The sequence below is a fragment of the Enterobacter sp. JJBC genome (assembly GCF_036936505.1).
In the GTDB taxonomy this organism is placed as follows: Bacteria; Pseudomonadota; Gammaproteobacteria; order Enterobacterales; family Enterobacteriaceae; genus Enterobacter; species Enterobacter hormaechei_C.
Map to the genome: position 1 here is coordinate 2,775,973 of NZ_CP136935.1, position 14,240 is coordinate 2,790,212.

12 protein-coding genes are annotated in these 14,240 nt (G+C 54.8%); 6 read left to right on the top strand and 6 right to left on the bottom strand.

Annotated features, from left to right (window positions below):
• The first annotated feature begins 7 nt into the window (after window positions 1-7).
• From lolB to dauA, 4 genes are all read left to right on the top strand, one after another.
• Complete coding sequence (gene lolB / locus RY075_RS13445) at window positions 8-619, top strand: lipoprotein insertase outer membrane protein LolB (protein ID WP_003856665.1); 612 nt, start codon at window positions 8-10, stop codon at window positions 617-619.
• A complete protein-coding gene (ispE, locus tag RY075_RS13450; RefSeq protein WP_003856664.1) occupies window positions 616-1,485 on the top strand; it encodes a 4-(cytidine 5'-diphospho)-2-C-methyl-D-erythritol kinase in 870 nt (289 codons plus the stop codon). Before lolB ends, ispE begins: the two co-directional genes overlap by 4 nt.
• A gap of 125 nt (window positions 1,486-1,610) precedes the next feature.
• Entirely contained in the window at window positions 1,611-2,558 is a 948-nt protein-coding gene (gene prs / locus RY075_RS13455; protein WP_003856663.1) for a ribose-phosphate diphosphokinase, read from the top strand.
• A gap of 124 nt (window positions 2,559-2,682) precedes the next feature.
• Complete coding sequence (gene dauA, locus RY075_RS13460; protein WP_003856658.1) at window positions 2,683-4,362, top strand: C4-dicarboxylic acid transporter DauA; 1,680 nt, start codon at window positions 2,683-2,685, stop codon at window positions 4,360-4,362.
• Here the strand turns inward: dauA and RY075_RS13465 are convergent.
• A complete protein-coding gene (locus tag RY075_RS13465) occupies window positions 4,348-5,406 on the bottom strand; it encodes a MerR family transcriptional regulator (RefSeq protein WP_022651374.1) in 1,059 nt (352 codons plus the stop codon). The genes dauA and RY075_RS13465 overlap by 15 nt on opposite strands.
• A gap of 120 nt (window positions 5,407-5,526) precedes the next feature.
• Entirely contained in the window at window positions 5,527-5,802 is a 276-nt protein-coding gene (gene ychH / locus RY075_RS13470) for a stress-induced protein YchH (RefSeq protein ID WP_003856655.1), read from the bottom strand.
• Window positions 5,803-6,076: 274 nt separating this feature from the next.
• Here ychH and pth point away from each other — a divergent pair, with 274 nt between their 5' ends.
• Complete coding sequence (gene pth, locus RY075_RS13475) at window positions 6,077-6,661, top strand: aminoacyl-tRNA hydrolase (RefSeq protein WP_006810922.1); 585 nt, start codon at window positions 6,077-6,079, stop codon at window positions 6,659-6,661.
• Between the two features lie 126 nt (window positions 6,662-6,787).
• Window positions 6,788-7,882: a redox-regulated ATPase YchF gene (ychF, locus tag RY075_RS13480; protein WP_003856650.1), complete on the top strand. Its 1,095-nt coding sequence runs from the start codon at window positions 6,788-6,790 to the stop codon at window positions 7,880-7,882.
• Between the two features lie 59 nt (window positions 7,883-7,941).
• On the opposite strand, the gene RY075_RS13485 is transcribed toward ychF, so the two are convergent.
• The 4 genes from RY075_RS13485 to RY075_RS13500 all read right to left on the bottom strand — a co-directional run bounded on the left by RY075_RS13485 (window position 7,942) and on the right by RY075_RS13500 (window position 14,238).
• Complete coding sequence (locus RY075_RS13485; RefSeq protein ID WP_008499501.1) at window positions 7,942-8,364, bottom strand: hypothetical protein; 423 nt, start codon at window positions 8,362-8,364, stop codon at window positions 7,942-7,944.
• 116 nt (window positions 8,365-8,480) lie between these two features.
• On the bottom strand, window positions 8,481-9,044 hold the full coding sequence (locus RY075_RS13490) for a hypothetical protein (protein ID WP_045336437.1): 564 nt from the start codon (window positions 9,042-9,044) through the stop codon (window positions 8,481-8,483).
• Between the two features lie 146 nt (window positions 9,045-9,190).
• Window positions 9,191-9,850: an Imm43 family immunity protein gene (locus RY075_RS13495; protein WP_045336435.1), complete on the bottom strand. Its 660-nt coding sequence runs from the start codon at window positions 9,848-9,850 to the stop codon at window positions 9,191-9,193.
• Entirely contained in the window at window positions 9,850-14,238 is a 4,389-nt protein-coding gene (locus tag RY075_RS13500) for an RHS repeat-associated core domain-containing protein (RefSeq protein ID WP_109948710.1), read from the bottom strand. Before RY075_RS13500 ends, RY075_RS13495 begins: the two co-directional genes overlap by 1 nt.
• Between the last annotated feature and the right edge of the window lie 2 nt (window positions 14,239-14,240).

Consider the following 14,240-nt stretch of genomic DNA (forward strand, 5'->3'; position numbering starts at 1 on the left):
CATCATTATGACCCGAATGATTCGCCTGCTGCCTCTGGCGGCCCTGGTTCTGACCGCCTGTTCCGTTCATCAGCCGAAAGGCCCGGGCAAAAGCCCTGACTCACCGCAGTGGCGCCAGCACCAGCAGGACGTGCTGAAATTAAGCCAGTATCAGACCCGCGGTGCATTTGCTTATCTCTCTGACGAGCAAAAAGTTTACGCTCGCTTCTTCTGGCAGCAAACGGGTCAGGACAACTATCGCCTGCTGCTGCTGAACCCGCTGGGCAGCACCGAACTGGAGCTGAACGCGAAGCCTGGCGAAGCGCAGATTACCGATAACAAAGGCCAGCACTACACGGCAACCGACGCCGAAGAGATGATTGGCAAGCTGACCGGGATGCCGATTCCGCTCAATAGTCTGCGCCAGTGGATCCTTGGCCTGCCGGGTGACGCAACCGACTACACGCTCGACGATCAATACCGTCTGAGCCAGGTAAATTACACTCAGGGCGGTAAAACCTGGAAAGTGGTGTACAGCGCGTATGACAGCAAGACTCAACCGTCGCTGCCGTCCAATATGGAGCTGACGCAGGGTAGCCAGCGTATCAAGCTGAAAATGGACAACTGGATCGTTAAATGATGACCCACTGGCCCTCTCCCGCAAAACTGAACCTGTTTCTCTACATTACCGGACAGCGCGCTGACGGCTATCACACCCTGCAAACGCTGTTTCAGTTTGTCGATTACGGCGACACGATCTCCATCGAACCGCGTCAGGACGGGCAGATTCACCTGCTGACGCCGGTCGACGGCGTGGCGCATGAGGATAACCTGATCGTGCGCGCTGCTCGCCTTCTGATGAAAACGGCGTCGTCGTCGGGTCGTCTGCCAGCGGGAAGCGGTGCGGATATCCGTATCGACAAACGCCTGCCAATGGGCGGCGGTCTTGGTGGCGGTTCATCGAACGCCGCGACCGTACTGGTGGCGCTTAACCACCTCTGGGACTGCGGTCTGACGACGGACGAACTGGCAGCGTTAGGATTGACGCTGGGCGCCGATGTACCGGTGTTTGTGCGCGGCCACGCGGCGTTCGCTGAAGGTGTCGGTGAAATCCTCACGCCGGTCGATCCGCCGGAAAAATGGTATCTGATCGTTCACCCTGGCGTGAGCATTCCTACCCCGGTCATCTTTAAAGATCCTGACCTGAAAAGAAATACCCCGGTACGGTCAATAAAAACGTTATTAAATTGTGAATTCAGCAACGATTGCGAGGATATCGCAAGAAAACGTTTTCGCGAGGTTGATGCGGTGCTTTCCTGGCTGTTAGAATACGCGCCGTCGCGCCTGACCGGTACAGGGGCCTGTGTCTTTGCTGAATTTGACACCGAAACCGCCGCCCGTCAGGTGCTTGAGCAAGCGCCGGTTTGGCTGCATGGTTTTGTAGCGCGCGGGATGAACATCTCCCCCCTACAGCAGGCCATTCTGGCGCAGACTGAGTTTCGGTGACAACGTCACCCTGTTCCAGACGTTGCATCGCGCTCTTTAATACACCGCCTGGATAGCGTTTGCTTAGGCCCCGCAGTTTGCGGCGAACGCTATCCACCACTGGACGCATGCCTGAGGTTCTTCTCGTGCCTGATATGAAGCTTTTTGCTGGTAACGCCACCCCGGAACTAGCACAACGTATTGCCAACCGCCTGTACACTTCCCTCGGCGACGCCGCTGTAGGTCGCTTTAGCGACGGCGAAGTCAGCGTACAAATTAATGAAAATGTACGCGGTGGTGATATTTTCATCATCCAGTCCACCTGTGCTCCAACGAATGACAACCTGATGGAATTGGTTGTTATGGTCGACGCGCTGCGTCGTGCTTCTGCTGGCCGTATCACTGCTGTTATTCCTTACTTTGGCTATGCACGTCAGGACCGTCGCGTCCGTTCCGCGCGTGTGCCAATCACCGCTAAAGTTGTCGCTGACTTCCTGTCCAGCGTCGGCGTTGACCGCGTACTGACGGTTGACCTGCACGCAGAGCAGATCCAGGGCTTCTTCGACGTGCCGGTTGATAACGTATTCGGCAGCCCAATCCTGCTGGAAGACATGCTGCAACTGAATCTGGACAACCCGATTGTGGTTTCTCCGGACATCGGCGGCGTGGTACGTGCGCGTGCTATCGCGAAGCTGCTGAACGATACCGACATGGCGATCATCGACAAACGCCGTCCGCGCGCTAACGTTTCTCAGGTGATGCACATCATCGGTGACGTGGCTGGCCGTGACTGCGTGTTGGTGGACGACATGATCGATACCGGCGGTACGCTGTGTAAAGCCGCTGAAGCGCTGAAAGAGCGTGGTGCGAAACGCGTATTCGCTTACGCCACTCACCCGATCTTCTCCGGCAATGCAGTAAACAACCTCCGTAACTCCGTCATTGACGAAGTTGTGGTGTGCGATACCATTCCACTGAGCGACGAGATCAAAGCGCTGCCAAACGTGCGTACGTTGACTCTGTCCGGGATGCTGGCCGAAGCGATTCGTCGTATCAGCAACGAAGAATCCATCTCTGCAATGTTCGAACACTGATCGAACACGGCCAAAAAACCCGCTACGGCGGGTTTTTTTGTTTATAGTATTTATTTGTATGACTTATGCCTCCTTCACCTGCCATTCATATGACAGATGATGCGCACACGGATGATAGATAATTGTGAAAAAAGTAACCTCCTCACATGTTCTGCCCTTTCGCGCCCTCATCGACGCCTGCTGGAAAGAGAAATACACGTCGTCACGCTTTGTTCGTGACCTGATAGCCGGGATCACCGTCGGGATTATTGCCATCCCGCTGGCGATGGCGCTGGCGATTGGTAGCGGCGTCGCGCCGCAGTACGGGCTGTACACCTCGGCCGTTGCGGGGATTGTGATTGCGCTGACGGGCGGGTCCCGCTTCAGCGTCTCCGGCCCGACGGCCGCCTTTGTGGTGATCCTCTACCCGGTTTCCCAACAGTTTGGTCTGGCAGGCCTGCTGGTTGCCACCCTGATGTCCGGCATCTTTTTAATTCTGTTTGGTCTGGCCCGCTTTGGTCGCCTGATTGAATATATTCCCCTTTCCGTAACGCTGGGGTTCACCTCGGGGATAGGGATTACCATCGGGACCATGCAGATCAAGGATTTCCTCGGCCTGCAAATGGCCCATGTTCCGGAGCACTATTTACAGAAAGTGGGCGCGCTGTTTATGGCGTTGCCGACGGCCAACCTGGGCGATGCGGCCATTGGCATCGTTACCCTCGGCACACTTATCGTCTGGCCTCGCTTAGGCATTCGTCTCCCGGGGCATCTGCCCGCTCTGCTGCTGGGCTGCGCGGTGATGGGCGTCGTCAACCTGCTCGGTGGACAGGTCGCCACCATTGGCTCCCAGTTCCACTATGTTCTGGCGGACGGCTCACAGGGCAGCGGCATTCCGCAGCTGCTGCCGCAGCTGGTTCTGCCGTGGGACATGCCGGGCTCCAGCTTCACCCTGAGCTGGGATTCCCTTCGCGCTCTGCTGCCCGCTGCATTCTCCATGGCAATGCTGGGCGCGATTGAATCTCTACTGTGCGCCGTTGTGCTCGACGGCATGACCGGCACTAAGCATAAAGCCAATAGCGAGCTGGTCGGCCAGGGCTTAGGGAACATCGTTGCACCGTTCTTCGGCGGTATTACGGCTACGGCTGCGATTGCCCGTTCCGCCGCGAACGTACGTGCGGGCGCGACATCACCGGTTTCGGCGGTCATTCACTCCCTGCTGGTGATCATGGCGCTGCTGATCCTTGCCCCGCTGCTTTCATGGCTTCCGCTCTCTGCCATGGCTGCGTTGCTGCTGATGGTGGCCTGGAACATGAGTGAGGCGCATAAGGTGGTTAACCTGCTGCGCCGCGCGCCGAAAGACGACATTATCGTGATGCTGATCTGCATGTCGCTGACCGTGCTGTTCGATATGGTTATCGCTATCAGCGTCGGCATAGTGCTGGCCTCGCTGCTGTTTATGCGCCGCATCGCGCAGATGACGCGTCTCTCCCCGGTTAACGTTGAGGTGCCTGACGATGTGCTGGTGCTGCGCGTGATTGGTCCGCTGTTCTTCGCCGCAGCGGAAGGTTTGTTCAGCGATCTGGAATCCCGCATCGCGGGCAAACGGATTGTGGTGCTGAAGTGGGATGCCGTCCCGGTGCTGGATGCCGGCGGTCTGGATGCCTTCCAGCGCTTTGTTGCCCGCCTGCCGGAAGGCTGCGAGCTGCGGATAAGTAACCTCGAATTCCAGCCCCTGCGCACCATGGCGCGCGCAGGCGTGCAGCCGATCCCTGGCCGATTGTCCTTCTACCCTAACCGTGAAGCTGCATTAGCGGATCTGTGAGTCATCTGATGCAGAGACGCGTCTTTGCATCATCACCCCGATCGCCTGCTGGAGCCATTCAAGCACGGCAGGCGTCATCCACGTGCCTTTCATCAGATGCGGCTCCTGCTGCATGGCGAGGCGAAATTTTTGCTGGGTCTGCGGGTTTGTTCCCGCATAGGACTGGAATAAAACCAGCCACTTTTCTGCCAGCTTTTGCGCATCGTCAGAAGCGGGACTGAGATTATCTCGCTGCGCCTGATGCAGCTTCGCCACCAGCGGCGGCCACTCCATCATCCGGTCAAAGTAGTGCGCCCGGGTAAAGGCCATCTCTTCGGCAGTGAGATATTTCTCCCAGATGCTGAGCTTTGATTCGGCAAACGCCCGCGTGATGTAATCAGTTATCTCCGGCGTAATGCCGGTTTGCTCCTGCATCTGCGGCTCCACGCTGTGCATCTCGTTCAGGCGGGTCAAAAATTCCGGTTTGCCTGCGGTATCCTGCTCCAGGCGTTCCATCCACCGTGAAGCCAAATCGGTCGCCCGCGCGTCCGTGACGCTGACGTTCTGTTCCAGCAAGTGTTTAACCTCCCTCACCAGCCCCGACCAGATATCCGCCAGCGCCTCTTTCTCTACCGCAAACGGCAGTTGCTGCAACTCTTCTTTGCTAAACCAGCGATCGTACATATTCATTAACTCCAGAGTCTGTAGCCAGGATTCCAGATCCGGCGTCGCATCGTCGGTCAGCCCGGTACGCAATTCCACCAGCCGGTTGCGCAGCGTATGGATACTACGCAGTTGCTTGTCCAGCAGAGTGATTTGCCCGTCGAGTAATTCGGCTAATGACAGCGAACGCTGTTTCAGAAAATCCCTGATTTCGGCAAGCTCCAGCCCGGCTTTTGCCAGCGTCTGGATCATATGCAGACGCTGCACATCCGCCAGGTTATAAAGCCGGTAGCCTGCCGCGCTTCTGGCAGAAGGTAACAACAGCCCTGTTTGCTCGTAGTGATGCAAAGTCCGCACGGTGATCCCGGCACGTTTCGCCAGTTCTCCCACCTGTATCAACATAACGGCTCCTTTTGTTCTGCCAGTGTCGTTACTCTGAAGCCTTACGTTACGTGAGGGTCAATGCGTCATGCAAAAAAAAACGACTTCAGATGAAGTCGTTTCGGTGTTCTTTATGGGGCACTAGCTATGCTTGCGCTGGTCGCGGCGGCATCGTTTATCGTAATGACGCACCCACCAGTATTTATCGCAGACTTCCTCATGTCCGCTCACGCGCGCCCCGGCGAGCCACAGTACCGCACCGAGGAAGATACTCAGCACCGCGCCATGCGCAAAGTATTGTGGGAGGTCAAGCTGCGGTAATTGGTTTAAGATTGAATAACCGACACCGGCGACCATCACGAACAGTCCCAACCCCATTAGCACGTTACCGAGCATTGAAGCGTTTTTGCGTTTCATATGTCACCTCCGGAACTTTGGGTTGTCAGGGGAAAAGCCCCTTCTCCTTGTGCGTAAAGTATAGACAACGCCTCTTATATGAGTTGCGTGAATGATCACATTTACTGATAACTCCCGGACAAAAATTTACAAATAAGACATTGAACAGCTTGAAATTCTAATTGTTCAAAGAAGAAATTATTCGCATTTCGGTGTACAGCAGGCAGAACTTTGTCAAGCGGCGCGCCAGACAGTAAACTACGCGCCAGATCTGGAACCCATTAGGAAGTAAATCGTGACGATTAAACTGATTGTCGGCCTCGCCAATCCGGGCGCAGAGTATGCTGCTACCCGCCATAACGCCGGTGCCTGGTATGTTGATCTGCTGGCGGAGCGTTTGCGCGCTCCCCTGCGTGAAGAACCCAAGTTTTACGGGTATACCTCACGCATCAATCTTGCGGGTGCTGACGTGCGGTTGCTGGTGCCAACCACCTTTATGAACCTGAGCGGCAAAGCCGTGGCAGCTATGGCAACGTTTTATCGCATCAATCCGGATGAGATCCTGGTGGCCCACGACGAACTGGACCTGCCGCCAGGGGTGGCGAAGTTCAAACTGGGCGGCGGTCATGGCGGCCACAACGGCCTTAAAGACATCATCAGCAAACTGGGTAATAACCCTAATTTCCACCGTTTGCGCGTGGGAATCGGCCATCCGGGCGATAAAAACAAAGTTGTTGGTTTCGTACTGGGTAAACCCCCGGTTTCTGAGCAGAAGCTGATTGACGAAGCGGTAGACGAAGCGGCCCGCTGCACCGAGATTTGGCTTCAGGACGGCCTGACGAAAGCCACCAATCGACTGCACGCTTTCAAAGCGCAATAAACAAGGCCCTGCGGCATTTTTACCGCGCGGCACGTGGGTTACGTGTATAATAGGCGTAGTTATTTACTTTTCTTCAATCGGTTATCGTTAACGGATTGATTATCAAGAGATTAAGGTGATTTAGAAATGGGATTCAAATGCGGTATCGTCGGTCTGCCAAACGTGGGCAAATCCACCCTGTTTAACGCGCTTACCAAAGCGGGTATCGAAGCGGCGAACTTCCCGTTCTGTACCATCGAACCTAACACCGGCGTTGTGCCAATGCCTGATCCGCGTCTGGACCAGCTCGCGGAAATCGTGAAGCCGCAGCGCATTCTGCCAACCACCATGGAATTCGTGGACATCGCGGGCCTGGTAAAAGGCGCATCCAAAGGCGAAGGTCTGGGTAACCAGTTCCTGACCAACATTCGTGAAACTGAAGCGATCGGCCACGTTGTGCGCTGCTTCGAGAACGACAACATCATCCACGTCAACAACAAAGTGGATCCGGCTGACGACATCGACGTCATCAACACCGAGCTGGCGCTCTCTGACCTCGACACCTGCGAACGCGCGATTCACCGCGTGCAGAAGAAAGCCAAAGGCGGCGACAAGGACGCGAAAGCGGAACTGGCTGCGCTGGAAAAATGCCTGCCACAGCTGGAAAACGCCGGCATGCTGCGCGCGCTGAAAAACCTGACTGACGAAGACAAAGCGGCGATCAAATACCTGAGCTTCCTGACCCTGAAGCCAACCATGTACATCGCCAACGTTAACGAAGACGGTTTCGAGAACAACCCGTACCTGGACAAAGTGCGTGAAATCGCCGCGGCGGAAGGTTCTGTGGTTGTTGCCGTGTGCGCTGCCGTTGAATCCGACATCGCCGAGCTGGACGACGCCGACCGTGAAGAGTTCATGGCCGAGCTGGGTCTGGAAGAGCCGGGCCTGAACCGCGTGATCCGCGCAGGCTATGAGCTGCTGAACCTGCAGACCTACTTCACCGCTGGCGTGAAGGAAGTGCGTGCGTGGACCATCCCTGTGGGTGCGACTGCGCCTCAGGCGGCCGGTAAGATCCATACCGACTTCGAGAAAGGCTTTATTCGTGCGCAGACTATCGCGTTTGAAGACTTCATCACCTACAAGGGTGAGCAAGGCGCGAAAGAAGCAGGCAAGATGCGTGCGGAAGGGAAAGATTACATCGTTAAAGATGGCGATGTGATGAACTTCCTGTTTAACGTTTGATTTGTTTTGAATGAAAAAAATCCACGCTTTGGCGTGGATTTTTTTATTGCGTAACGAACTTATCCCCTCTTGCGCAGATAGAACTCTAGATATTTTTTAGGTCTATCCTGAAACGCACGCTCTTTGCCGTAGTTATAAGCATCGTTAAAATATTTATACGCTTCCTCGAATTGATTCAACTCATAACAGACCATGCCGAGATCGATTAAGGGTGCAGTGTCTATATCCGATCCACGTGTCCGTAATGTCGTCTCTCCCCATTTCTTTGCCTCAGCGTAATCCGCGAGATCAAAATATGCGCTGTACATGCAGGCAGAGATCCAGTTGGCAAATTCAGATTCGAGCTTTGGTTCAGGAAGAGCTTGCCAGGCTTTTTGGTATTGCTCTAAAGCCTCGGCGTATTTTTGGTTGCCGTGAAACTCGTTTCCTTTTTGTACAAGAGATGTAACTTTTTCATCAAATTTATCGAAACCGTTTTTCATATTTTTATTCATTATCAATCGAAAAGAGACCTCCTTGCCTATATAAAAGTGGATTTAAGCGAAAAATGTTGTCAGAAGCAAGGAGGGTTCTAAAAGTGTTAGTTTTTATTATTAACCTAGTCAAAAAAGAATTGCTTAAAGCCTTCTGCCTCAACATCCTTTAGCTTGTTTTTTAGCATTAAATCGATATCTTTCAGAAAGTCCTCTCTAAAATTAAAATCATCAGCTGTAACATCACCATCATATTTACTTTGTTCTATCTCAATGGCAGAACAAAAAGAATCCAAAAAGTCAGCTAAGGAACTGGAAATTATGAAATTTCTTTTTTGGATACTACCATAAACTGGAGAGGTTATATTTTTGATATCACAAAAAAGAACATCTCCATTTCTTTCAGCAAAGATTACATAATCATCGTGCCAAGCCGTATCATTTTGAACTCTCCAGCCTGATAACATTTCTTTTAGCTCTTGGGACTCAACAATCTGTATAAAGAAGGCACCATCAAATGTTGGGTGGTCATTTAAAATCAAATGGCTATAAAAAAATCGAATTTCACCATTTAAATTTACAGGAAAAGAAATTTCATTCTCATCGTCTGTATAGACTATCTCTCCCATATTTAAATCATTCATTTTGAATTTGTTAACAAAGTCTTGGATAGTATTTTTTATATGCATTATTCCTCTTTAAGAGTTAACATTATTGGCTACTCTTAAAATTACTATGACCCATAGTTGAAAAATGTACCCATAATCCAAAGAACTTCTTCGCGCCATTAAAAAAGAAAAACAAAGAATCAATAATGGCACGACACCCTTCAATATTAAGGTAGTTTATTGCCCTTTCTTTTACGATTTGAGTCTATTTCGTAGAAATAATCTTCACAGAAAACGTCTAAAGCATTTTCCAGTGGAACAAGTTTCAACCCCCGGAAGCCTTTACTTTCTATAACTTCCTTGACCTCTTGTTTAACAATAATAAAACCACCTAACAATGTGTCGTTCAACGAAAGTATATCATATTCAAGCGCATCATCATTGAATTCAATTTTAAAAGGTATGATATCTCCGAACTTATCCTCTTCGAGAATAGATTTATCCTCATCTATAACATCGCCGCCTGGAAAATATACATATTTAAAATCACCCCGAAGAACTTGACCATTCCCAATCGAAACTGGTGTTATATCTCGGCCAAAAAAAACATTGTGCTTATAATTTTCAAAAATTGAAAATAAAGACTTATCCATCAAGTGTCCAAAGTCTTTTTTATAATAGTCAAATTTCAAAGCCCCAACATTTTTATTGCACAACAAATAAATACGGTCTGGGCATGCATCGTCTGTTATTCGATAAGGGAAGGAAAATGCAGAGCCTTCTATTTCCCAGTTTTCATTGATCTGTAATCTTTCATCAACCATGCCCTGTAAATTTCTTGGCATGAGTGATGATTCAAAGTCATTCATGATCACATAATAGGACATTAATTCATTCTCCTGCATTTTGTTGTGGGAACATGTCCCATCCAAATTTTATTCTTCATATCAATCTGGATCCGCCTTATAGCTATCCTCGCCCCTTTAGCATCCAATCTTCCAGAATTATATCGTTGCTCAACACGAGCAATGCGCTGACGGACAATGTCACTATAGTTATGATGATTACTACTATGGAAAACATCCATACCTTTCCCTGCATCTTGTTTCATCGCTGATGCACTACCTGGAACATGAATACCATTAAATGCAGAGTTCATGTCTTTTCCGATACCAATATTATTGAAGAATGATTGGTTCTCTTTCCACACCTCAACGGGTATAACATGGTGAGCAGAAAGTCTATCACCAACTTTACCAGCCATAGCTTTATCTAATATACCGCTATTAGATAGCCCCCACGGATCCACCCACCCCAGCGCATTCGGCGCATACTGGTAAAGGTTTATCCCCCCCGCCAGCCCTATCGGGTCCTGCTGCGTAAACCTTCCGCAGTCCGGGTCATAATACCGGAACAGATTGTAGTGCAGCCCTGTCTCACGGTCCAGGTATTGCCCCTGCATGCGCAGGTTCTGGGAATATCCTGATACCTGCGTTTCGCTTTCCCGCAGCAGCTTGCCCCAGGCGCTGTTCACACCTTCCCAGCGCACCTGTCCTTCGCTATCCGTCATCCGCTCCGGCGTGCCGTTGGGCTGACAGTGGAACCAGAAGATTTCCGGGGCATCAACGCCGTCAATACGTGCCAGCGGATCGTAGCTGTCCTGATCGCTGTAGACGTAGGTCAGCGGCACATCCCCGTGCACCTCCTGCAACAGCCGGAACCCTTCCCAGACAAACCGGGTGGTGACCGGCTTGCCGGTTGGCTGTCCGCCCAGCATCTGGCGGCGCGTTTTGCTGATGCGTCGCCCGAGCGGATCGTAGCGGAAGCTGACCTGCGTCTGCGGCCTGTTGCGGTCCCGCGGCTGGCTGATGACCTCCGTCAGGCGGTGCTCGCCGTCGTAGCGGTAGTGCCAGCGGGTCTGTCCGTTATCTTTCTCCACGGTGCGGCCGTGGACGTCATAGCGCCAGCGAATGCCGTTCAGCTGCGTCAGCCGGTTGTGCGTGACCTTCTCAACAGATCCTTCGAGCGGGTTACCGGCTGCATCCCAGCGCCACTGCTCCTGACCGGGCAGCGTGCCGTCCTGAACCATCAGCCGGCCTGCGCTGTCGTACTGCCAGCGGTACCAGCTGAACGGATTATCGTCCCGCTCTTCGCGGACCAGGTTATTGCGATAGTCGTAATCCCAGCGGCGGGACCAGCGGCGCGGCGACGGGCGCTGCGCATTGCCGGTAAAGACGTCCCGGCGATGCAGTCGGCCAAGACGATCGTATTCGCTGCGGGTGGTCAGCAGCCCCTGGGTGCGGCTGGTCTCCCGGTGGAGTTCGTCGCGGGTAAAGTCGGAGACCGACAGCTTATCGAGCGCAATGCTGAGCAGATGCCCGCTGCCGTAGTAGAACTGCTTCAGCTCGCGGCCATCGGGCAGCGTGACGGAGGTGCGGTTGCCCAGCGCGTCATACTCCCACGCCAGCTCACCGTGCTCGCCAGCTTCGCGCGTGACGCGCCCGAGCGCGTCATACTCAAACACAAGCTCCTGCTCGGCCTCGGCACTCCAGGCATCGGCTGAAAGCGCGGGATGCAGTCCAATCCGGCTTAACAGCCCGGACGGCGTGTAGTGGTAGCGCGTCTGCCCCTCCGGCGTGGTGCGGGCGACCAGCTGGCCGCTCGCGCTCCAGGCGAAGGAATGGGTAATGGCCTCCGGATGTCCGGCGGCAAAGGTGCGCGCAATCGTGCGCCCGCAGGCGTCATAGCGATACTGCGAGGCCACGCCATCAAGCCCCACCTCTTCCAGCAGCAGCGAGTCTGGCCCCCAGCGGAACTGATACGCTTCGCCGTTCTCGTTTTCCAGGGCAATCAGACGCCCGCGGCTGTCCCAGCGGCGGCGCACCTCTTCACCCTGCGTATTTCGGGTGGCGGTTAAGCGCCCCGCTTCGTCGTATCTGAACTCGCTCTCTTTCCCGTCGGCGCCCGCATGCTTCACCGGCAGGCCACGTTCGTTCCATTTGAGCGATTCCGTCCAGCCTTCCGGGCGATCGAGCTGCACCGGACGCCCTGCGGCGTCGTAGCGGTAGCGAGTCTCTTCACCGTCGGCGGCTGTCTCAGCCACCAGCCAGCCCAGCGGATGATAACGGTATTGTGTCACACGGCCCGAACAGTCCGTCGCACGCACCATCTGCCCGGCCTCGTTGTACTCCTGGTAGCGGCTGTTCCCGGCGGCATCGACTTCTTCCACAACCTGACCAAACTCGTCCCGACGCAGCAGCGTGGTCTGCCCCATCGGGTCCACCACGCGCTTCAGCCCGTGATGTTCGTCGTACCAGAACCGGGTGGCGCTGCCGTCAGCTTCGATAATGGCCGCGGGAAGCGCGCGGTGCTCCAGCCAGGTGGTGGTGCGGGTGTTGCCGTCGGCGTCGATCTCCTGCACCCGGTTGCCCATGTCGTCATAGACGAAGGTAACGGCATTACCCAGCGGATCGATGCGACGCGTTAGGAGTTCGTTGTCATCCCACTCGTAGCGCCAGTTCTCACCGCTCTCGTCAACGTAGCGAACAATGAGGTTTTGCGCGTTCCAGTAATGCTTTCGCGTCTGACCGTCGTAGTGTTCGACGGTCGTCAGCCCGGCGGCTAGATCATAGGTAAAGCGACAGCCGTCGCCGGTGCTGGTGCGGTTTTCCACCACGCGCCAGTGGTCGAATTTTTGCCAGCGGTATTCGCTCTCCAGACCGCCCGGCATCCGGTGCCAGACCATCAGGCCGTGATCGTTGTAGCGGTATTCACGGGTTACCACGCCGGAGGCATCCGTTGCGCTGGCCAGCTGACCGCGCGCGTCGTACCCCCAATGCATCAGCGGCCATGTCTGGTTGCCGTCAAAATGGCTGGCAGCGGTAACGCACTGCGGGAAACGTTCATCGTCATAGCGCAGGGTGACATCGATCGCCCGCGGCTCATCGTGCAGACCGACCAGCCGTCCGTGCTCATCCCATTCCGTCAGCAACGCGTTGCCGTATTCGTCGCTGAGGGAGGCCAGGCGCATGATGGCTGGGTTAGCGCGGGTCGGTTTATACAGACGCCACACCGCGCCGTCATCGTCGGCTATCGCCACGTCGCCGCTCTCATTGCGGCGGATAATGATGCCTTCGCTAATGCTGTAAAACGCGCGGTCGACCGGCGGCAGTTCAAAGCTCAGCTCGCGCCCGGTTTCATCGAACCAGGTGGCGTTGTTTTCTTCCAGCGCCAGATAGCTGTCAAAGGTGGTAGCCCAGCCCAGACCGAAAAGCCCTTCGCGGGTGGTCAGGCTGTTGTAGCTGCGCTGCCAGCGCAGCGGAAAGCGCCCCGGCAGCGAGAAATCGAGTTCGTCGTCGTCGTTCAGCACCTTCACGCCAGTGGCGGCGTGAACCGGGTGCGAGGAGCCGAACACGGCGTTGACGGCCATATCCGCCAGCATCCCGCCACCGGCAGCAGCCAGCGCGCAGGGCATGTTTTTCAGGATCTTGCCCGGACGCCCGCGCAGCAGGGAGAGCGCAATCATCCCCAGCGCCAGACCCGGCGTTTTGCCGCTTTTGATGTCGCGGACCGTGAGCGTATCACCGCCGATGATCACGTTAGGGGAGACGTCGTCGGAAACGGTGCCCTCGCAGGTGGTGCGATCTTTTGCGCGCACCGCAGGCTGTCCGTTGATGAAGACGCTTTTCGAGCCTTCCGCCAGATACTGCGGCCCGGAGTGTTTATCACACGCCACCTTGTCTTCTTCCAGCGGCGAGGTCCCCGCGGCGGCAGAGGCGACGCTGGGCTGCCACATCTCGCTGCCGAACTGTCCGGCAGCGGAGAGCAGCATGCCCGCGTAGTCGGCAAAGCTGCCCGGCGACTGCGGCTCAGGGGACGGGGTATCGGCAGGCGTTAACGTCCCGGCTGCGCGTGCAGCGGGAAGTTTATTTGTCAGAACATTGCTCGAACCGGTGGTGATTTTCCCCGCAGGCGACGGCGGGAAAAGCGCATTGCCTAATCCTTCAGCGGCGTTGCTGATATCGTCGGTGATCCCGGCGACGTTCGCCAGAACCCCACCAATAATGCCGCTCAACAGACAGCTGGATCCAATCGCCGCCACGCCTGCTGCTGCGGCCCCGGCTCCCAGCAGTGGGGCCGCGACGGTCGCTGCCGCGCCCACCGCCGCGCCAATCACCGCATAGGCGGCACCTTCCGCCACAATGCTGGTAATATCAGCAAAAATGCTGGAGTGAATAATCTCGTCGCCCTTACGGGCCGCGTTGTTATCGCTCATGC